Genomic DNA, 20,263 nt, shown 5'->3' with positions numbered 1-20,263 from the left:
GGTGGACCCATGACAGCTGCAGCGCTCGATGCCCTGGTCCTCGCCGTACGGGCGGATGTGCCGGTGCTCGTCTGGGGCAGCCCGGGTACGGGCAAGACGTCGGCCGTGGTCGACCTCGCCAGGGCTGCGGGCTGGGCCCACGAGGTCGTGGTCGGGGCGATCCGTGAACCCACGGACTTCTCCGGGCTGCCCGTCATCGTCGGCGGGCACGTGCAGTTCGCCCCACCACGCTGGGCCCGCCGGCTCGTCGATGCTGGTGAGGGGCTCCTCTTCCTCGACGAGCTGACCACCGCACCCCCCGCAGTCCAGGCGGCGATGCTCCGCGTCGTCCTCGAGCGCGAGGTCGGCGACCTGGCGCTTCCGCCGGGCGTGCGGATCGTCGCTGCTGCCAACCCTCCCGAAGAGGCAGCGGACGGGTGGGACCTGTCCGCCCCGATGGCCAACCGCTTCGTCCACCTCGACTGGCCGGTCAGCGCCGAGTCGGTCGCAGCAGGCCTGACCGAAGGCTTCCCCACGCCCGCGACCTTGCTGTCGCGCGCCCGACCCGACCAGGCGCACCTGCTGCGCGCCCGCGCCGTGGTCGCGGCCTTCCTCCGGGTGCGCCCTGCCCTCGTGCTCCGGATGCCCGAGAGCGCCGAGGAGGTGGGCCGCTCCTGGCCGAGCCCGCGGACCTGGGAGATGACGGCGCGCCTGCTCGCCGAGTGCGACTCCGCGGCCGCCTCCGACGAGGTCCGATCCCTCCTCGTGCGTGGGACGGTCGGCGAGGGCCCCGGCTCCGAGTTCTTGTCCTGGCTGCGCCACCTCGATCTGCCCGACCCGGCGCAGGTGCTCGCCGACCCCGACTCCTTCGAGATCCCCACGCGGGGCGACCGCGCCTACGCGGCCCTGGCCGCGGTCGCGAGCTACGCCGTGGCTGCCGACGACGCCGACCTGTGGGCCCGGGCTTGGCAGGTCGTCGCGAGGGCGGCAGAGGTCGCTCCCGACACCGCCGTGCTCGTCGCCCGGCTCCTCGCGGGCAGACGTCCGAAGGGGGCTAGGCTCCCTGCCCAGGTGGACGCGCTCAGCGGGCTGCTGGCCCGCGCCGACCTAAAGGCGGAGTGAGTAGCCGTGCAGGAGCGGCCGCGCCTCGAGGGTGAGCTCCTCGAGCGGTGGGCCGCCGGCCGGCTGCTCGCGGTGCAGGAGGCTCCCTACCTCGCGAGCGCGCTGCTCGCCCTTCGTCCCGTGCTCGTCGAGGTGCCGGGCTCGCAGGCCGACCCGGACGGACCCCTGGCCGGCTATCCCGTCGACGCCGGATGGCGTGTCCACATCGACCCGGTGCGCCTTGCCGTCACTGCACCCCGTGAGCTCGCCTACTGGCTGCTCCACCAGGTGACCCATCTCATCCGTGACCACCCGGCCAGGGGGGTCAGGGCGGCGGGTGCGCAGGGGGGCCCGCCCACAAGGGCGACGGCCGCACGCAGCGAGCCGGCACGGCGGTGGGCTGTCGCCGCGGACCTCGAGGTCAACGACGACCTGCCAGACGCCCTTCGCCCTGAGCGTGACCTGCGGGCCGGGCGGCTCGGCCTGCGCGAGGGGTTGCTCGCCGAGGACTACTGGGACCGGCTCGAAGGGGTGTCGCTGACCGGGGTGCGGGACTGCGGCGGTGGTGCGACCGGCCAGCCGATGGGGGGCGCAGGTGCGCAGGCAGCCATCGGGACCCAGGAGTCGCGGCTGCTGCGAGAGGAGACGGCCCGCAGGGTGTCCCGGTGGGCCAGGGCGCACGACGACGTGCCCGGAGGCTGGACCCGATGGGCCCGGGAAAGCCTGGAGCCCGTCGTGGACTGGCGCAGGGAGTTGCGGGTTCAGGTGCGCAAGGGCGTCGGGTCAGCGGCCGGCCGGGTCGACCACACCTATCGACGACGCTCACGCAGGGACGGCGTCGTGCCTGGCGTGATCCTGCCCGGCAGTCACCGGCCCGAGGCTGTCGTGGCCGTCGTCATCGACACCTCGCAGAGCATGTCGCAGGCCCACCTCGACCGGGCGGTGGCTGAGATCGACGGGGTGATCCGCGCGGCAGGGGTCGCCCGCCGCGGGGTGAGCGTGCTCTGCTGCGACTCGGCGGCCTTCGCTGCCGGCCGGGTGATGCTCGCGAAGGAGGTCCGGCTGCTTGGCGGTGGCGGGACCGACATGCGCGAGGGACTGGGCGCAGCCGCACGGTTGCGGCCGCGACCGGATGTGGTCGTGGTGCTCACGGACGGGTGGACGGACTGGCCCGAAAGAGCGCCCAGAGGCTGCCGGGTCGTCGTCGCACTGGTCGATGGCGAGGTGCGACCGCCACACTGGGCACAGGTGGTCGACATCGACCTCTCTGACCTCGCGGAAGGGTGAGTGTCTCGTGTGGGTGACTGGGCCTGACCAGATCATGGGCTTCCTCGGCGGAACTGCCGGGCCGGAGTGGGTGCGTGTCGGTGTCGATGCCGTGTCTGCGCAGCTGTGGACGATCTTGGGCGTCCCGCCGGACCTGGCCAGCCGGCTGCAGCGCGATGGCATCAAGCCCGGTGAGGTCATCGACGAGTGGTGGCGCGCCGGAGTGCCACTCCCAGAGGTGGCCGCATGGTTGGCTGCCGACCTCACCTGTGACGAGGCGCTCGAGCAACGCGCCGACGGCGTGGGCCCCGAGCGGGCGCGGGCCTTCGGTGCACTGCGCGACCTGCCGGGTGTCGACGACATCTAGCGGGGCCGTACCCGGGCGTGGGGCCTGATCGGAACCGGGTATACAGAAATAACACATAGTGTTACGGTTGACCGAATACATCGTCGTTCAGAAAGGTGGTGGAACAGGTCATGTCCAGTGTCGTCATCAAGCCCGGTGCTCGTCTGCGCAGTTCCGTCTCAGAGGTCGAGGTCGTCATCGTGCGGGCTGGCTCCGGCGCCGAGTCGGCGGCGCTCACCTGCGGCGGGCAGCCGTTGCTCGACATCGACTCCGCGCCGGGCAGTGGTGGCTCGGGCGAGGAGGTCCTCCTCGGCAAGCGCTACGTGGACGAGGATTCCGGCATCGAGCTGCTCTGCACCAAGGGTGGCGCTGGCCCGTTGGCGCTGGCCGGCCGCGACCTGACCGTCAAGGGCGCCAAGACCCTGCCCTCCTCGGACTGAACCATGAACCTCGACCTCCTGCTCGACATGGCGGTGTCCGGCGACCCCGACCGGGTCCTCGTCGGCCGACACGGCGACGGACTGACCGCTGCCGACCTGCAGCGGCGCGCTGCCAACGGCGCCGCAGTGCTGCGGACCACGGGTGCGGCACACGTGGTCTACATCGCGGTGATCGACGAGGCCTTCCCCACGGCGCTCTTTGCCGCGAGCCGGGCGAGGGTCCCGCTCGTCCCGCTCAACTACCGACTCGCTCGCGAGCAGCTGAGCGAACTCATCAGCCAGAACGCCCCGGCCTACGTCATCGCAGACCAGGACCTGCTCGACCAGCTCGCGGTCGACCCTGAGATGTCGACGACTCCGGCGGGATGGCTCGCGCTCACCGACGAAGAGCAGGCGGGCGCCGACGACTCCTTCCCAGGGGATCCCGACGACATCGCCCTGCTCCTCTACACGAGCGGCACCACGGCGGCGCCCAAGGCTGCCGTGCTCCGCCACAAGCACCTCACCTCGTACGTCCTGACGACCATCGAGTTCGGCGCCGCCGACCCCGGTGACTGCAGCCTGGTGAGTGTCCCGCCCTACCACATCGCGGGTGTGGCCAACACGATCACCAACATCTACGCAGGTCGCCGGGTGGTCCACCTCAGCCGCTTCACGCCCGAGGGCTGGATCGACACGGTGAGGGACGAGGGTGTGACCCAGGCACTCGTCGTGCCGACGATGCTCGCGCGGGTCGTGGAGAAGCTCGACGACACCGGCGCCATGCACGGTCCGGCCCTGCGCTCGATCGCCTACGGCGGCGCCCCGATGCCCAGGCGCATCATCGAGCGCGCTCTCGACCTCTTCCCTGACACCAACTTCGTCAACGCCTACGGCCTGACCGAGACCTCGTCGACGATCGCCGTCCTGGGTCCAGAGGACCACCGCGAGGCGGTCGCCAGCGGTGACCCGGCGGTGCGGGCCCGGCTCGACTCGGTGGGCCGCCCGGTCCCCGGCATCGAGGTGGAGGTCCGCGACGACCACGGCACGGTCCTGCCCGCGGGCCGGGCCGGAAACCTCTTCGTCCGTGGTGACCAGGTCTCGGGCGAGTACCGCGGTCGCACCACCGAGCAGACCGACGGCTGGTTCGCCACCCGCGACCTGGCCTACGTCGACGACGCCGGTTTCCTCTTCGTCAAGGGTCGAGCCGACGACACGATCATCAGGGGTGGTGAGAACATCGCGCCGGCCGAGATCGAGGCCGCGCTCGAGCAGCACCCCGCGGTCTCCGAGGTGGCCGTCGTCGGCCTTCCCGACGAGGAGTGGGGCCAGCGCATCGCCGCGATCGTCGTCCTGCGCCCGGGCCGCGAGGCGAGCGCCGACGAGCTGCGAGACTTCGCCCGTGGCCGGCTGCGTGGCTCGAAGACCCCGGAGGTCATCGAGCTCGTGTCCGAGCTGCCCCGCACCGACACCGGCAAGCTCCTGCGGCGCTCGCTCGTCACGGACCTCACCCGATCCAGCACCACCACGGAATCAGCAAAGATGGAGGCAACACCATGACGACAAAGGTCACCCTCGACATGGAGAAGTGCTGCGGCTACGGCATCTGTGCCGAGATCTGTCCGTCGGTCTTCAAGCTCGACGACCAGGGATTTGTCTACGTCGACTCCAACGTCGTGCCCGAGGGCGAGGTGGATGCCGCCCAGGAGGCGGCTGACGCCTGCCCCGAGCTCGTGATCGACCTGCACACGTCGTGAGTCCCTCCAGCGCGGTCATCGTCGACGCGGTCCGTTCCCCGATGGGCCGCGGACGCCGAGCGAAGGGCGATCGACCCGGTGGGGCACTGTCCTCGCTGCACGCGGTCGACCTGCTCGCCCAGGTCCTGCGCGGTCTCGTCGAGCGCACCGGAATCGACGCCGGGCTCGTCGACGACGTCTTGATCGGCTGCGTCAGCCAGGCAGGGGAGCAGGCCTTCACCCCTGGCCGGTTGGCGTGGCTCGGTGCAGGTCTCCCGGAGCACGTCCCGTCCGTGACACTCGATCGCCGGTGCGGATCGGGTCAGCAAGCCGTCGAGTTCGCGGTCCACGGGATCATGGCCGGGGCCTACGACATCACCGTCGCTGGTGGTGTCGAGTCGATGAGTCGCGTGCCCATGGGCTCGGCCCGAATGGGTGTCGACGTCTTCGGGCAAGGCATCGCCGAGCGCTACGCTCCGGGCCTGGTCGGCCAAGGAGTCTCGGCCGAGCTGGTCGCGGCCCGGTTCGGGCTCACCCGCGAGCTCATGGACGAGTACGCGGCTCGATCCCACGAGCGCGCGGCCGCCGCCCACGGCGCCATGGCCTCCGAGATCCTGCCCATCACGGTCCCGGGTGAGGGTGAGGGCGCGGTCGGTGCGACCGTCACCGAGGACGAGACCATCAGGCACGGCACGACCGCCGGCTCCCTCGGCGGTCTCAAGCCTGCCTTCGAGGACGCGGAGGTCCACGCCCGCTACCCGGAGATCAGCTGGTCGGTCACCGCCGGCAACTCGTCGCAGATCACCGACGGAGCAGCAGCACTGCTCGTCATGAGCGAGACCAAGGCTGCCGAGCTCGGTCTGCGTCCCCGGGCCCGGGTCCTGTCGACGGCCGTCGTCGGCTCCGACCCGATCTCGATGCTCACCGGGCCCATCCCCGCGACCAAGAAGGCGCTGGAGCGGGCGGGTCTGACGATCGACGACATCGACCACTTCGAGGTCAACGAGGCCTTCGCCAGCGTCCCCCTGGCCTGGCAGCGGTACTTCCAGGTCGACGACGCGCGGCTCAACCCCTTCGGCGGGGCCATCGCGCTCGGCCACCCGCTCGGCGCCTCCGGCGCCCGGCTGCTGACGACCATGCTTACGTCCCTCGAGACCTCCGGCGGTCGCTACGGGCTGCAGACGATGTGCGAGAACGGCGGGATGGCCAACGCGCTCGTCGTCGAGCGACTCTGAGTCGGCGTCCCGAGTATTCCCCCCTTCGACCCTGGAGGTCCGGTGCACCGCACCCTGTTCGACAGTGACCACGAGGACTTCCGCAGCATGGTCCGGCGCTTCTTCGCCGACCGGGCGGTCCCCCGCTACGACAAATGGATGGAGGAGGGGCATCCCGACCGCGAGTTCTGGCTCGAGGCCGGGGCGCTGGGTCTGCTCGGTGTCCAGATTCCCGAGGAGCACGGGGGCGGCGGCGAGTCGTCCTTCCTCTACAACGTCATCCTCACCGAGGAGGCCCAGCACGCTGGCCTGGCGCTCGGTGGAGTGCGGGTACACACCGATATCTGCATGCCCTACTTCCTGGAGCTGACGACGCCCGAGCAGCAGGCGCGCTGGCTGCCGAAGCTCGCCTCCGGCGAGGCGATCAGCGCCCTCGCGATGAGCGAGCCCGGAGCCGGGTCGGACGTCAAGGCGATGTCGACCCGCGCGGTTCGCGACGGCGACCACTACGTCGTCAACGGCTCCAAGACCTTCATCACCAACGGGTTGATGGCCGATCTGGTCATCCTCGCCGTCAAGACCGACCCCGGGGCCGGGCGCAAGGGCATCTCCCTGCTCGTCGTCGAGACCGACACCCCAGGCTTCGAACGGGGTCGTCGCCTCGACAAGATCGGGTTGAAGTCCCAGGACCTCGCCGAGCTCAGTTTCAGCGACATGCGCGTCCCGGTGGCCAACCTCCTCGGCGAGGAGGGCTCCGGCTTCGGTTATCTGACCCGCAACCTCGCCCAGGAGCGGTTGTCAATCGCTGTCAACAGCCAGGCGGCCGCGGCGCGCGCCGTGGAGACCACGGTCGAGTACGTCATGCAGCGACAGGCCTTCGGCACCACCGTCGGCTCCTTCCAGAACACCAAGTTCGAGCTGGCCGCGTGCGCCACGGATGTCGAAGCCGGGCAGTCTCTCCTCGACAGGGCTCTGCTTGCGCACGAGAAGGGAGAGCTGACGCCCGCCGACGCAGCCAAGGTCAAGCTCTTCTGCACCGAGCTCCAGGGTCGCGTGGTCGACCGCTGCCTGCAGCTCCACGGCGGCTACGGCTACATCCTCGAGTACCCCATCGCCAGGGCCTATGCCGATGCGCGGGTCACCCGGATCTACGCGGGTTCCAGCGAGATCATGAAGACGATCATCGCCAAGGACATCGGTCTCTGAGGGGTCTCGACCTGCACGCTCCTTGATCAGATGAGACACTTTCAATACTATTAGTTCTGTTCAATCAGTCAACGTCGGGAGTCACGTGTACACGCTCATGCAGGGAGTCAAGGTCGTGGAGGTGGCCTCGTGGACCTTTGTGCCCGCGGCAGGTGCCGTCCTCGCGGACTGGGGCGCCGATGTCATCAAGGTCGAGCACCCCGACCGAGGTGACCCCCAGCGTGGCCTGATCAGCTCCGGCATCGTTCCCGGCCTGACCGCCAGCGCCGACCACCTCGTCGAGCTGCCCAACCGTGGCAAGCGGAGCGTGGGCATCGACATCAAGACGCCCGAGGGTCGCGCGGTCCTCGACGACCTCATCCGCGAGGCGGACGTCTTCCTCACCAACTTCCTCCCGGCCACCGTCGCCAAGCTCAGGCTCGACGTCGACGACATCCGCGCCATCAACCCGTCGATCATCTACGCCCGCGGCACCGGCCAGGGAGTGCGCGGTCCGGAGGCCTCGCGTGGCGGCTACGACGGGGCGTCCTACTTCTCCCGCGGGGGGGTCTACGACTCGCTCATGCAGCCGGGCGCCGAGATGCTGCCCGAGCAGCCGTCGGCCTTCGGCGACATCATGGGTGGCCTGACGATCGCCGGAGGAGTCGCGGCTGCGCTCTACCAGCGCGCGGCGACGGGTCGGCCCGAGACCGTCGACGTCTCCCTGCTCAACATCGCCATGTGGAATGTCGCGCCCAATGTCGTGGCCTCCAAGCTCCTCGAGGGCGTCGACGTCCCCGTCTACGGGCCCGACGACCGGCCGAACCCCATCGCCCGCAACGCGTACCAGACCAAGGACGGTCGCTGGATCGCCCTGGTGATGCTCGAGTCGGACCGCTTCTGGCCCGACTTCTGCACGCACATCGGTCGCCCCGACCTCATCGACGACCCGCGCTTCGTCGACGCGACGGCCCGCAAGACCAACAACCGCGAGTGCATCAGGATCCTGCGCGAGCAGTTCGCGACGGCCGACATGGCGCAGTGGCGAGAGCGGCTGGCGACGATGAAGGGGGTCTGGGCGCCGGTGCAGACCCCGCTCGAGACCCACGACGACGTCCAGGTCGCGGCCAACGGGTACCTGCGCACGGTGACGACCAACACCGGTCACGAGTTCGCGACGGTCGCGAGCCCGGTCCAGTTCGGCGGCGAGCCGACGGACCTGGGTCCGGCTCCCGACCTCGGGCAGCACACCGAGGAGGTCCTGCTCGAGCTCGGCAAGACGTGGGACGACCTGATCACCCTCAAGGAGGGTGGCCACATCTCCTAGTCGCTGGTCTGATCGGACAGCACAGTGGCCCCGGCGCTCAAGCGTCCGGGGCCACTTCTGTGCGGTGCCGCAGCGTCAGTGACGCGTCGGGGTGTGGGCGACGATCTCGACGAGCGCGCCGTCGAGATCTTCGGGGTCGATGCGCAGCAGGTCGCCGTCGACGGAGTCCAAGCCGCTGATGCGCTGGTAGCGGGTGCCACGGGCGTCGAGGTCAGCGGCCTTGGCGTCGAGGTCGATCGTCGAGAGCCGGATGTAGTAGGGGCCCGGCCCCCAGTTGTGCAGGAAGAGGCCCTCCTCGGTGTCCCACCGGGTCGGCTCGATGAGGTCGAGGCTCGCGCTGTGGCCCAGGGCGAAGGTCATCCGGGCGCGTCGCAGGCCCTCGTCCTCGAAGGTCTCGACGGTCTCGGGGGACCAGTCGAGGTTGGTGCGCAGCCGCTCCAGGACGTCATCGAGGTCGCGGACCAGGAACCCGCGCGCGACGACCCGGACGAGGTCGCTGGGTGCGGGGTCGCGAGGCTCCGCCGCCGGCGTCTGGAAGACGGCGTCGGGCATTTGCAAGGGCTCCAGGCCCATGATCTCGATGCACAGCCCGCCGTCCACCTCGGGTGTGTAGCGCGGGTCCTCGGGGAGGCAGCCGACCCACAGCCGGTCGAAGGGCATCTCCGGGGTGCGTCGGGCCAGGCGGAAGGGGACCCGACGCTCGTGCAGGCGCTGGGTCACCCCCTTCAAGTCATCGGTGATGAGCACCGTGGCGTGCGTCTTGATCGGCCGCGTGACGCCCTGCAGCTCCTCGAGGGAGTGCAGGTAGATCGGGAACATCGGGTCGCCCGGGTTGTCCGCATCGAGGTGCCCCTGCGGCTCGACGCGGGTGGGTGCCACGGCGAGCGACTTGTGGGTGCGCAGGAAGTGAGCGACGTAGGGGTGGCCGGGGAAGGCCTGGCGCCAGTTGGGGTGTCCGGTGATGCCCACCTTGTCCACCAGCAGCTGGGCCATCCGATCGGCGTCGGCGACCATGAGGTCGCCGGAGAGCAGCATGGTGAACATCAGGCAGTGCCTCCGGTGCTCGACGTGCGTTGGCCGATGGTGTTGCGTTGCGTGCCGAGCCCCTCGATGGTCGCTTCGACGACATCGCCGGGCTGGAGGTAGCGGCCGTCCTCGTGACCGACACCCTCGGGGGTCCCGGTGAAGACGACGTCGCCGGCACGAAGGGGGGTGCGTGCGTCGGCCCAGGCGAGGAGCATGTCCACGCCGAAGGACATCTCGCTCGTGCGAGCCGACTGGCGCGTCTCGCCGTTGACCGAAAGGGTCAGACCGAGGTCCGGTGTGCCGTCGCCGAGCTCGTCACGAGTGACGATCCATGGCCCGAGCGGCGCGGACCGGTAGGCGCTCTTGGCGGTGAACATGTCCATGCCCGTCACCGAGCCGCCGAACTGGTGGTCGCGGAGGGAGGTGTCGTTGCCGACCGTGTACCCGAGGATGCTGCGCTCGGGGTCACCCGGATCGAGCGTGTCACCGACAATCATGACGAGCTCGACCTCGAAGTCGAAACCCTCCGAGATCTCCGGGTAGACGATCTCGTCCTCGGGTCCGACGAGGGCATCGAAGTGCTTCCAGAAGCCGGCCGGCTTGTCGTGGGACTGCACTCCGAGGCCGGTGACGTGCTTGGCGTAGGTCGCGCCGAGGCAGATGACCTTGGCGGATTCCTCGACCGGCGCCAGAACCGCCAGCCCGTCGAGTGGTCGCTGCGCCCCCGAGCGGGTGAGGGCGCCCGGCCCGTCGGCGCACACGATCGGGCCCCAGGACCCGATCGAGTCTTCGACCGGGTCGATGGTGCGGGCCTCGAGGTCGACGACCGCCCAGAAGGGGTCACCGCCGTCGCTGAACCGTCCGATCTTCATGCGTTCTCCTTATGTGCGGCGGCCTCGTCGGCCAGCTCGGTAAGATCGAGTTCGGGGTCGGTGAGGTGCTCGAGTGAGACGGACAGGCCGTCGTGCATGATGCGCCGCACCGCGCGGACGTCGTCGGTGCGGTTGTAGGCGACGCAACCCCGCAAGATGCCGTTGCGCACGAGCACGGCCGAGAAGTTCCACTCGTCGACGTCCCCGCGCAGATAGACCTTGTCCAGCGGCTCGGGCACGCCGGTGATCTGGATGGTGACGTCGTACTGGTCGGACCAGACCCATGGCACCTCGAGGAACTCCTCATTGCCTCCGCACATGTTCTTGGCGGCGACCTTGGCCTGGTGCTGCGCGTTCTGCCAGTGCTCGACCCTGCGCCGCTCACCGATGAGCGGGTGGGGGAGGTTGGCGACGTCGCCGATCGCGAAGATGTCAGGGTCGAGGGTCCGGCACTGACCGTCCACGACGATCCCGTTGCTGACCTCGAGCCCGGCCTGCAGCCCGATGTCGTCGTTGGGCACCATGCCGACGCCGATGACGATCACGTCCGCCGGGTAGCTGCTGCCATCGGCGGCATGCGCGACGAGGCCGTCGGGGCCGTGCTCGAAGTCCGTGATCGCGACGCTGGTGCGGAAGTCGACCCCCTTGTCCCGGTGCATCCTCATGTACAGCTGCCCGAGCATCTGCGGCATCATCCGCTGCAGCGGTAGCTCGAGGCCCTCGAGCACCGTCACGGTGCACCCCATCTGCACCGCGCTGGCCGCGACCTCGGCGCCGATGAACCCGCCGCCGACCACGACGACGCGCGCCCCGGGCTTGAGCCGCTCACTGATCGCGAGGGAGTCCTCGACGGTTCGCAGGGTGAAGATGCCGGGGATGCCGTCGGTGCCCGGCATCCGACGAGCGTCACCGCCGGTGGCTATGAGCAACTTGTCGTAGCCGAGCTCCTGGCCGTCGGCGAGGTGGACCGTCCTGGTGTCGCGATCGATGTGCTTGGCGGCAACCCCCGTGATGAGCTCGATGTCCTTCTTGTCGTACCAGTCCTTGGGGCGCAGGGCGGTCCGGTCCGGGCTCTCCTGGCCGCGCAGCACGCCCTTGCTCAGGGGTGGCTTCGAGTAGGGCGGTCGGTTCTCCTCGCAGACCACCACGATGCGCCCCGTGAAACCTTCGGTGCGCAGGGCCAGAGCGGCGGTGCCGCCTCCGACGCCTCCGCCGATCACCACGAATGTCTCGGTCACGGGTCCTCCAAGGGGCGGGCTTTCAATGGTACGGCTAGGTCAGATAGTGTCATATCCGTACGGTGTTGGGAATAGCAGCCAGACTATGCGTCGGTCCGTCGTGACCGGAATGGAGGGCCCATGCGGGTCGCAGTGATCGGGGCCGGGACCATGGGTAGCGGGATTGCCCAGCTGACGGCGATGGCAGGGCACGAGACGGCGCTCGTCGATCTCGACGAGCGCCAGCTCGAGCGGGCACTCTCGGGCATCGCCCAGAGTCTGGAACGCTTCGTGCGCAAGGAGAAGATCGACGCGGACGAGTCGGCGGCCGTCCGGGCGCGGCTGAGGACCACCACCCAGCTGGCCGAAGGGGTCGCCGGCGCCGATGTCGTCATCGAGTCGGTCATCGAGGTCCTCGACGTCAAGCAGGCGGTGTTCAGGCAGGTCGTCGAGCACGCTCCGGTCGACGCGCTGCTCGGGACCAACACGAGCCAGCTGTCGATCACGAGCATCGGTGCGGCCATCCCGAAGGATGCCCACCGGCTCGTCGGCATGCACTTCTTCAACCCACCCGTCATGATGCGACTCGTCGAGCTGGTGGCCGGCCTGGAGTCGAGCGAGGAGGCCATCCAGCGGGCGGTCGACTTCGGCGAGGCGCTCGGCAAGGAGACGGTGGTCTGCCGCAAGGACTCCCCGGGGTTCCTCACCTCGCGCATCTCGGCGCTGGTCCGGTTGGAGTGCCTGCGCATGCTGGAGGAGGGGGTGGCCAGCCCGGGTGACATCGACAAGGCACTGCGGGTCGGCTTCAACTGGCCGATGGGCCCGCTCGAGCTCGGTGATTTCAACGGGCTCGACACCTACCTGCACATCCTCGGCTCCCTCGAGGACACCCTCGGGGACCGATTCAAGCCGACGGTGACCCTGCGCAACCTCGTCGCCGCCGGCCGGCTGGGCCGCAAGACCGGGCACGGGATCTACGCCTATGACGAGTCCGGCAAGAAGGTCGAGGACTCGGGCAGCTCCGATCACTCGGGGAGCATCCGGTGACCCAGCTCGACGAGCGCTCCGCTCCCTCCGTGCCTGACTCCGCGGCCGGTGGATACCAGCTGTCCGACCGGTACGAGGCCGGGGCCCGACCGGTGCTCCTGACGGGCGTCCAGGCGGTGGCTCGATTCCTCGTCGAGCAGCACGCCCGTGACGCCGCCGCCGGTGCCCGGACGGCCAGCCTCGTCTCCGGCTACCAGGGCAGCCCCCTCGCCGGTCTCGACAAGACGCTGGCCGGCGTCAAGGCGCTGCGTGACAAGCACGGCATGCATCTCGAGCCGGGCCTGAACGAAGAGCTGGGCGCCACCGCGGTCTGGGGCAGCCAGCTCGAGCTGCCCGGTGAGACGCGCAATGTCGACGGGGTGGTCGGGGTCTGGTACGGCAAAGGGCCAGGGGTCGACCGCAGCGGTGACGTCCTGCGTCACGCCAACATGTACGGCGCCCACCCGCGTGGCGGTGCCGTGGTCCTCGCCGGCGACGACCCGGGGTCGAAGTCGTCGACCGTCCCGTGCGTCTCCGAGCGGTCACTGGCCGCCATGGGTATCCCCGTCCTGTACCCGCGCAATGCCGCAGAGGTCATCTCGATGGGCCTGCACGCCGTGGCGCTCTCGCGCGTGTCGGGGTGCTGGGTCGCTCTCAAGATCGTGTCCGACGTCGCCGACGGACTCTTCACCGTCGACGCCGACTTCGCTGCCCAGCGGATCGTCCTCCCCGAGATCGAGTGGGAGGGCAAGCCCTGGCGCTACGAGCAGCTCGCCATGCTCTCGCCGACCGACAGCCTCAAGGCCGAGGCGGCGCTCGTGGGCCCGCGTACCGCGATGGTCGAGGCCTACGCGGCCGCCAACGAGCTCGACGTCGTCGAGGTCGAGGCACCCGGTGCCACGCTCGGCATCGCGGCCACCGGCGCGCAGTTCGACACCGTCCGGCAGGCACTGCTCGACCTCGGTCTGGACGACGCCGCGCTGAGCGACGCCGGCATCCGGCTCTACCGGATCGGCATGCCGTACCCGCTCGGCCGGTCGCGGCTCACCGCCTTCGCCGAGGGTCTCGACGAGATCCTCGTGGTCGAGGAGAAGACTCCCTTCGTCGAGTCGCAGGTCCGCGACCTCCTCTACGGCAGCGCGCAGCAGCCTCGGGTCCTCGGCAAGGCCGACGGGGCCGGGACGCCCCTGGTCCCGGCGACCGGCAGCCTGACGGCCGACCGGCTCGTCCCGGCGTTGCGACAGTGGCTCGACGGGCGCGTCGGCCTGCGTGAGCCGGCCGCGCCTGCCCGTCGCTCCCGGATCGACCTGTCGATCACCCCCGTGGGCAGCGCCCAGCGGATCCCCTACTTCTGCAGCGGCTGTCCGCACAACCGGTCGACGGTGCTGCCCGAGGGGTCCATCGGCGGCGGTGGCATCGGCTGCCACACGATGGTGACGATGGCACCCCGCGAGAGTGCACAGGTCACCGGCATCACCCAGATGGGCGGCGAGGGCGTGCAGTGGCTCGGCCAGGCGCCCTTCTCCGACATCGACCACATCTTCCAGAACGTCGGCGACGGGACGTACTTCCACTCCGGTCAGCTGGCGCTGCAGGCCTGTGTCGCCGCCGGGGTCAACATCACCTACAAGATCCTCTACAACCAGGTCGTCGCGATGACCGGGGCACAGGACGCGCCGGGTGGTCTCGGCGTGCCCGAGCTGACCACGAAGCTCGCCGCCGAAGGCGTGGGGCGCATCATCGTGTGTGCGGACGAGCCCGAGAAGTACGGTCGCAACGCCGGTTTCGCGCCCGGGGTCACGGTCTGGCACCGCGATCGCATCGACGACGCGCAGCGCGAGCTGCGCGAGGTGCAGGGCGTCAGCGTCCTCATCTACGACCAGCAGTGCGCGGCCGAGGCCCGCCGCCTGCGCAAGCGCGGCAAGGTCGAGACGCGCCCCATGCGGGTCGTCATCAACGAAGCCGTGTGCGAGGGCTGCGGCGACTGCGGCGTCAAGAGCAACTGCCTCTCGGTGCAGCCGGTCGACACCGAGCTGGGGCGCAAGACCCGCATCGACCAGACCAGCTGCAACACCGACTACAGCTGCCTCGACGGTGACTGCCCGTCGTTCATGACGGTCATGACCGACCCGGGGACGAGGCTGCCCACGCCCGTGCCGGCCACACCGCCGAGCATCCCGAGCCCGCAGCGGCCGACGATCGACGGGACCTTCGACGTCTTCCTCGCCGGGATCGGCGGCACCGGCATCGTCACGGTCAACGCCCTCCTCGCGACGGCAGCCCTCGTCGACGGGCTGCACTGCTCGGGGCTCGACCAGACCGGTCTGTCACAGAAGGCCGGCCCGGTGACGAGTCATCTGCGCCTCGCGCCTGCCGGTGCTGCGCCGGCGAACAACCGGCTCAGCGAGGGCCGGGCGGACGCGATGCTCGCCTTCGACCTCATGGTCGCCGGTGAGGCGAAGAACACCGCCCTGCTGGGCCGGGACCGCTCGACCGTGATCGCCTCGACGAGCCCGACCCCCACGGGCGAGATGGTCTACGACCCGTCGGTCACCTACCCCGACGAGCAAGGTCTCCTCGCCCCCCTTCGCTCTGCGGCGCGCTCCGTGCACACCGTCGACATGCTGGCGGCGACGACGGCGCTGCTCGGCTCGGTCGAGGCGGCCAACCTGCTCCTCGTCGGTGCCGCCGTCCAGGCGGGCGCCCTGCCGCTCTCGGTGGCGGCGCTCGAGCAGGCCATCGCGCTCAACGGCGTGGCCGTCGAGGCCAACCTGTCTGCCTTCAGGTGGGGACGGGTCAGTGTCGCCGACCCGGTGGCCTTCGGCGCCGCGACCCGGGCCCAGGTGGTCGAGGCGCCGGTGCCGGACGGCTCGCGCTTCCTCGCCGGGCTGTCCATGGCCGGGGAGACGCGGCGGCTGGCCGGCGTCCGTGCGGCCGGCATGGATGCCCACTCCGGGGCCGGTGCCGCCCTCGGCTACGCCCGGTTGGTCGAGCGTGCCTGGGTGGCCGAGCAGTCACTGGCCCCGGGCAACGACGACGCGGCCCACGGCTTCAGCGAGTCGGTGGCTCGCGGCGCGCACCGGCTCGGCGCCTACAAGGACGAGTACGAGGTCGCTCGCCTGCTGACCGACCCCGACCTCGAGGCGCAGACGCTGGGACAGGTACCGGGCGCGGCCCGGCCGACCTATCGGCTGCACCCACCGATGCTGCGATCCGCCGGGATGAGCAAGAAGATCTCGATCCCGCTGGCAGGCCGGCCGGCGCTGGTCGCGCTCGCCAGGGCCAAGCGACTGCGTGGCACCGCGCTCGACCCCTTTGGTCGGGCCCACGTGCGCCGCCTCGAGCGGGCCCTGCTCGCCGACTACGTCGCGACCGTGGCACGCCTGGCCGACGGGCTCGATGCCTTGGGCTACGACACCGCGGTCGCCGTCGCCGAGACGGCCGAGATCGTGCGTGGCTACGAGGGCGTCAAGCTCGGCAACGTGGCGCAATACGTGCAGGCTCGTGCCGAGCTCGGCCACCCGGTCTCGGCCGAGGTTGCAGGCCTGCTCTGAGGGTCGGCCGGCCGACCGACTGATCGGGCCCACCCAGCGTGCAGGACGTGCACGCCGGGTGGGCCCGATCAGTCGTGTGGGCGGCAGGGCCGACCCGTGTCTCAGCGACCCTGGTAGACGCCCTCGCGCCGCTCGCCGAAGGCAGCAACCGCCTCGGTGTAGTCCTCCATCGCAGTGACGACGCCGAAGTGCGAGGAGACCATGTCGTAGTGCGTGCGCAGGTCGACGCTCTCGGCCGAGCGGACGAGACGCTTGATCATCGCGACCTGGACCGGGGGAGCGGCCGCGATCTTCTCCGCGAGGTCGTAGGTCCGCTCGAGGACGACCTCGTCGTCATGGACCTGGTTGACCAGCCCGAGCCGTAAGGCCTCGTCTGCCCCGACCGCGTCGCCGGTGAGCAACAGCTCCATCGCCTTGGCCGTGCCGACGAGTCGGGGGAGCAGCCACGCACCGCCGTCACCGGGTACGAGGCCGACCTTGATGTAGCCCTCGATGAGCTTGATCGAGCGGCCGGCGACGCGCATGTCGCACAGCAGCCCCATGTCCATGCCGGCACCGACCGCAGCGCCGCGCATGCAGGCGATGACCGGCTTGTCGAGGTCGGCGAGTGCCGTGGCCACCCGGTGGACGCGCCCGGTCAACATCTCCTTGCGGCCCAACGGGGTGGCCTCGACCTCGGCCAGCGCAGAGAGGTCGACGCCCGAGCAGAACGAGTCACCCGCGCCGGTGACGACGACGGCTCGGACGCGGTCGTCGGCGCCGGACTCGCGCAGCGCGTCGGTCCACTCGTCGACCATCGTCAAGGTGAAGGCGTTCTTGCGCTCGGGGCGGTTGAGGGTGATCGTCGCGATGTGCTCGCTGACGTCGTACACGAGGTCGTCGCTCATGGTGTGTCTACTCCTGTCAGCAGTGGCCAGAGGCCAGCACCGGTCGCGGTGACGGCTCGGTCGGCGATGAGCTCGGCCCAGCGGGACTGGCTGCCCCACTCCGAGCGCCAGGACCACAGTCGGGTCGTCGCATGCCGAAGGGGGTGCTCCTGGGTGACCCCCATCGCCCCGTGGACCTGGTGGGCGATGGTGGCTGCGGTCGTGCTGGCCTCGGCCGTGCGCACTGCCGCGAGCGCGACGGCGAGCTCGCTCGCCGGTGTGCCGAACCCCTCTGTCGCGACCCGTCGCACGGCAGCCTCGACGACTGCGGACGCAGCAGCGGTCTCGGCGACGAGGGTGGCGAGCTGCTGCTGCACCGCCTGGAAGGCGCCGATCGGTCGACCGAACTGCACTCGCTCGCCCGCGTACCGCAGGCTCAGGTCCTGGGTGCGGCGCAGGGCGCCTGCGGCCAGTGCGGCACGAGAGAGCGCGCCGCGCAGCTCGAGCTCGGTGCGTGCGGTGTCGGGCACGGGGGAGAGGTGCGTCAGCCGGAGGTCGATCGTGATCTGGTCGCGCCGCTCACCCGCGAGGTTGTGCCCGGGAATGACGCTCACGCCCTCGACCTGCGTGCGGACGCCGAGCTCGGGAAGCTGGACGACCCCGAGACCGTCGGGCGTCTGGGCCAGTGCCACGACGGTGGTCGCGACGCCGTCGTCGGGGAGCACGGGGACGCGGTCCACGGTGCCGGTGACATGCCAGGCGTCGCCCTCGCGCTCGGCCTGCACGTCACTCGGCCCGGTGCTCACCGGGCCGTCCGGCTGGTCGAGGCCGGCGAGCTCGAGGAGCCATCCACCGAGCAGCGAGGTCTCGGCCAGCGGGCCCGGGGCGGTGTGCTCCCCGATGACGCGCAGGACGTCGGTGGCAGCCACCAGGTCGGCACCCGAACCACCGCGCTCCTCGTCGAGGCCGAGCCTGGTGACGCCGACCGCGTCGAGCGCAGCCCACACGCGGGCGGCCGTCGACGCATCGTCGACGGACTCGGCCGGAGAGGCGTCGGCGAGCACCTCGTGCACCATCGCCGTCAGGTCGCGCAGGTCGGCTGCGGTCAGTGCCTCGGTGCTCATCGGACTCCCATCCCTCGGGCCACGACCCCGCGCAGGATCTCGTTGGTCCCACCACGGATCGTGAAGCCGGGTGTGTGCAGCACGGCCTGAGCGAGCAGGCGGCGGGTGGGGTCGTCGGAGTCGAGGTCGGGCTCGACGTCGAGGAGCGAGTCGGCCAGGGCCACGACCTCGCCCTCGAAACGGGTCCCCAGGTCCTTGACCAGGGCGGCCGGGACATCTTGGGCGACACCCGACGAGAGCGAGGCGGCGACATCGAGCGACATGGCGCGCAGCGTCGCGAGGCGGGCGAGCAGGAGCCCGAGCTCACGCCGTCCGGCGCAGTCGGCGCGCTGGGCCAGTGCGTCGACGAGGACGGCGATGAGGGGATAGGTGGAGAGGAAACGCTCCGGGCCGCTGCGTTCGAAGGCGAGCTCCGACGTCACCTGGTGCCACCCCTGGCCGACCTCGCCGAGCACCATCGAGTCGGGCACGAAGACCTCGTCCAGGACGACCTCGTTGAAGTGGTGCTCACCGGTGAGCAGGTGGATCGGGCGGATCGTCACGCCGGTGGAGTCGAGCGGGACGATGAGCTGGGAGAGTCCGGCATGCCGGTGGGAGGTGTCGAGGGGAGCCGTGCGGACCAGGGCGAAGAACGCGTGCGCGTGGTGCGCACCGCTGGTCCAGACCTTCGTGCCCGTGACCAGCCAGCCCCCGTCGGTGCGGACCCCCTTCGTCCGGACGGAGGCGAGGTCCGAGCCGGAGTCGGGCTCGCTCATCCCGATGCCGAAGTAGACCTCCCCGCGCGCGATGCCCGGGAGGTACATCCGGCGCTGCTCCTCGGTGCCGAAGCGCAGCAGCGAGGGACCGATCTGACGGTCCGCGATCCAGTGCGCCGCGACCGGCGCCGCGGCGGCGAGCAGCTCCTCGGTGACGGCGAAGCGCTCGAGGGCGCTCCTGCCGTGGCCGCCGTACTCGGCAGGCAGGGTCATGCCGAGCCAGCCGCGCTCGCCGAGCCGACGGCTGAAGTCCTCGTCCCAGCCGGCGAGCCAGGCGTCGGCGATGGGCGCGAAGCGTCCCGCAGCGCGCTCCTCGTCGACGAAGGCGCGGACCTCGAGGCGAAGGGGGTCGGTGGCCGCGAGCGCTTCGCTCACGGCCGGTTCGCGCAGCGCGGTCATCGTCCCTCCCACATAGGGAGGCGCTTCTCGGCGAAGGCCCGAGCGCCCTCCCGGGCGTCGCGCGAGGCGCGGACAGGGGCGGTGATCGTCTCCTGGTGGGCGAGGGCGGTAGCGTTGTCGAGGGTGCGGGTCTCGGTGACGATCTGCTTGGTCGCGGCGACAGCGAGCGGGGCGTTGGCCGCGATCGCTCGAGCCAGCTCGAGTGCCGTGTCCCGGACCTGCTCGGCCGGGACGAGAACGTTGACCATCCCGAGCTCGTGGGCACGCGCTGCGGGGAGCGGCTCGCCGGTGAGCAGCATCTGCAGGGCGAGGTGGTGTGGGAGCCGCTGGGCGAGCCGGACCGCTCCGCCACCAGCGGCGACCAGGCCGCGCTTGACCTCGGGCACGCCGAAGGTGGTCCCCTCGGCGGCGACGATCAGGTCGCAGGCGAGAGCGATCTCGAAGCCTCCGCCGAGGACATGGCCCATGACGCCGGCGACGACGGGTTTGGTCGGCGGGCGGCCGACGATGCCGAGGCCGCCGCGAGAGGCGGAGATCGGGCGCTCGCCCGTCTCGGCGAAGGCCTTGAGGTCCATGCCGGCGCAGAATGTGCTGCCGGAACCTGTCAGCACGGCAGCGCGCAGCTCGGGGTCGCCGTCGAGCTCGTCGAGGGCCGCAGCGAGGGCATCGGCGGTCGGGAGGTCGATCGCGTTGCGCCGGTGCGGCCGGTTGAGGGTGATGACGAGGACGGGGCCCTCGCGCTCTGTCAGCAGGTACTCGTCCACCGAACTTACTATACAGAAAGAGTTACTTCTGTTCAATCGGTCGTGGACGGCCCGGTGGCGGCGATGACCCGCTCGGGGCAGGCGGCT

The 20,263-nt window shown here is 70.6% G+C and carries 18 protein-coding genes; 11 read left to right on the top strand and 7 right to left on the bottom strand.

Going from position 1 to position 20,263, the window contains the following annotated elements; all coding sequences use genetic code 11:
* Positions 1-9: 9 nt before the first annotated feature.
* From EXU32_RS13250 to EXU32_RS13210, 9 genes are all read left to right on the top strand, one after another.
* Positions 10-1,101, top strand: a complete 1,092-nt coding sequence (locus EXU32_RS13250; RefSeq protein WP_130630325.1) for a sigma 54-interacting transcriptional regulator — start codon at positions 10-12, stop codon at positions 1,099-1,101.
* A 6-nt stretch (positions 1,102-1,107) separates the two neighbouring features.
* Positions 1,108-2,367 (top strand): vWA domain-containing protein, encoded by a 1,260-nt coding sequence (locus EXU32_RS13245; protein ID WP_130630324.1) that lies wholly within the window; start codon positions 1,108-1,110, stop codon positions 2,365-2,367.
* Between the two features lie 13 nt (positions 2,368-2,380).
* Positions 2,381-2,713, top strand: a complete 333-nt coding sequence (locus EXU32_RS13240; RefSeq protein WP_130630323.1) for a hypothetical protein — start codon at positions 2,381-2,383, stop codon at positions 2,711-2,713.
* A gap of 110 nt (positions 2,714-2,823) precedes the next feature.
* A complete protein-coding gene (locus tag EXU32_RS13235; protein WP_068424639.1) occupies positions 2,824-3,132 on the top strand; it encodes a hypothetical protein in 309 nt (102 codons plus the stop codon).
* Positions 3,133-3,135: 3 nt separating this feature from the next.
* A complete protein-coding gene (locus EXU32_RS13230) occupies positions 3,136-4,671 on the top strand; it encodes a class I adenylate-forming enzyme family protein (RefSeq protein WP_130630322.1) in 1,536 nt (511 codons plus the stop codon).
* Complete coding sequence (locus tag EXU32_RS13225; RefSeq protein ID WP_130630321.1) at positions 4,668-4,868, top strand: ferredoxin; 201 nt, start codon at positions 4,668-4,670, stop codon at positions 4,866-4,868. The genes EXU32_RS13230 and EXU32_RS13225 overlap by 4 nt, the downstream gene beginning before the upstream one ends.
* Positions 4,865-6,082: a thiolase family protein gene (locus EXU32_RS13220; protein WP_207233799.1), complete on the top strand. Its 1,218-nt coding sequence runs from the start codon at positions 4,865-4,867 to the stop codon at positions 6,080-6,082. Before EXU32_RS13225 ends, EXU32_RS13220 begins: the two co-directional genes overlap by 4 nt.
* 42 nt (positions 6,083-6,124) lie before the next feature.
* Positions 6,125-7,267 (top strand): acyl-CoA dehydrogenase family protein, encoded by a 1,143-nt coding sequence (locus EXU32_RS13215; protein WP_130630320.1) that lies wholly within the window; start codon positions 6,125-6,127, stop codon positions 7,265-7,267.
* A gap of 85 nt (positions 7,268-7,352) precedes the next feature.
* Positions 7,353-8,573, top strand: coding sequence for a CaiB/BaiF CoA transferase family protein (locus EXU32_RS13210; RefSeq protein WP_130630319.1), 1,221 nt, complete (start codon positions 7,353-7,355; stop codon positions 8,571-8,573).
* A gap of 75 nt (positions 8,574-8,648) precedes the next feature.
* Here EXU32_RS13210 and EXU32_RS13205 read toward each other — a convergent pair whose 3' ends face one another.
* Genes EXU32_RS13205 through EXU32_RS13195 form a run of 3 tightly spaced genes read right to left on the bottom strand, consistent with a single transcriptional unit; the run spans position 8,649 to position 11,709 of the window.
* Positions 8,649-9,617 carry a lactoylglutathione lyase gene (locus tag EXU32_RS13205; protein ID WP_130630318.1) on the bottom strand — a complete coding sequence of 323 codons (969 nt, stop codon included), beginning with the start codon at positions 9,615-9,617 and terminating at the stop codon, positions 8,649-8,651.
* Complete coding sequence (locus tag EXU32_RS13200) at positions 9,617-10,471, bottom strand: fumarylacetoacetate hydrolase family protein (protein WP_130630317.1); 855 nt, start codon at positions 10,469-10,471, stop codon at positions 9,617-9,619. The genes EXU32_RS13205 and EXU32_RS13200 overlap by 1 nt, the downstream gene beginning before the upstream one ends.
* Positions 10,468-11,709 (bottom strand): NAD(P)/FAD-dependent oxidoreductase, encoded by a 1,242-nt coding sequence (locus tag EXU32_RS13195; protein ID WP_130630316.1) that lies wholly within the window; start codon positions 11,707-11,709, stop codon positions 10,468-10,470. The genes EXU32_RS13200 and EXU32_RS13195 overlap by 4 nt, the downstream gene beginning before the upstream one ends.
* 120 nt (positions 11,710-11,829) lie before the next feature.
* On the opposite strand from EXU32_RS13195, the gene EXU32_RS13190 reads away from it, so the two are divergent.
* Positions 11,830-12,735: a 3-hydroxyacyl-CoA dehydrogenase family protein gene (locus tag EXU32_RS13190; RefSeq protein ID WP_130630315.1), complete on the top strand. Its 906-nt coding sequence runs from the start codon at positions 11,830-11,832 to the stop codon at positions 12,733-12,735.
* A complete protein-coding gene (locus EXU32_RS13185) occupies positions 12,732-16,268 on the top strand; it encodes an indolepyruvate ferredoxin oxidoreductase family protein (RefSeq protein ID WP_242612790.1) in 3,537 nt (1,178 codons plus the stop codon). Before EXU32_RS13190 ends, EXU32_RS13185 begins: the two co-directional genes overlap by 4 nt.
* Before the next feature lie 101 nt (positions 16,269-16,369).
* On the opposite strand, the gene EXU32_RS13180 is transcribed toward EXU32_RS13185, so the two are convergent.
* Genes EXU32_RS13180 through EXU32_RS13165 form a run of 4 tightly spaced genes read right to left on the bottom strand, consistent with a single transcriptional unit; the run spans position 16,370 to position 20,176 of the window.
* On the bottom strand, positions 16,370-17,155 hold the full coding sequence (locus tag EXU32_RS13180) for an enoyl-CoA hydratase/isomerase family protein (RefSeq protein ID WP_130630314.1): 786 nt from the start codon (positions 17,153-17,155) through the stop codon (positions 16,370-16,372).
* On the bottom strand, positions 17,152-18,258 hold the full coding sequence (locus tag EXU32_RS13175) for an acyl-CoA dehydrogenase family protein (protein ID WP_130630313.1): 1,107 nt from the start codon (positions 18,256-18,258) through the stop codon (positions 17,152-17,154). The genes EXU32_RS13180 and EXU32_RS13175 overlap by 4 nt, the downstream gene beginning before the upstream one ends.
* Positions 18,255-19,412: an acyl-CoA dehydrogenase family protein gene (locus tag EXU32_RS13170; protein WP_130630312.1), complete on the bottom strand. Its 1,158-nt coding sequence runs from the start codon at positions 19,410-19,412 to the stop codon at positions 18,255-18,257. Before EXU32_RS13170 ends, EXU32_RS13175 begins: the two co-directional genes overlap by 4 nt.
* Complete coding sequence (locus tag EXU32_RS13165) at positions 19,409-20,176, bottom strand: crotonase/enoyl-CoA hydratase family protein (protein ID WP_130630311.1); 768 nt, start codon at positions 20,174-20,176, stop codon at positions 19,409-19,411. The genes EXU32_RS13170 and EXU32_RS13165 overlap by 4 nt, the downstream gene beginning before the upstream one ends.
* Positions 20,177-20,263 lie beyond the last annotated feature (87 nt).

The sequence above is a fragment of the Janibacter limosus genome, assembly GCF_004295485.1.
Taxonomy (GTDB): Bacteria; Actinomycetota; Actinomycetes; order Actinomycetales; family Dermatophilaceae; genus Janibacter; species Janibacter limosus_A.
The sequence above is the reverse complement of the archived record's forward strand: the minus strand, read 5'-3'. Positions and strand labels throughout refer to the sequence as shown.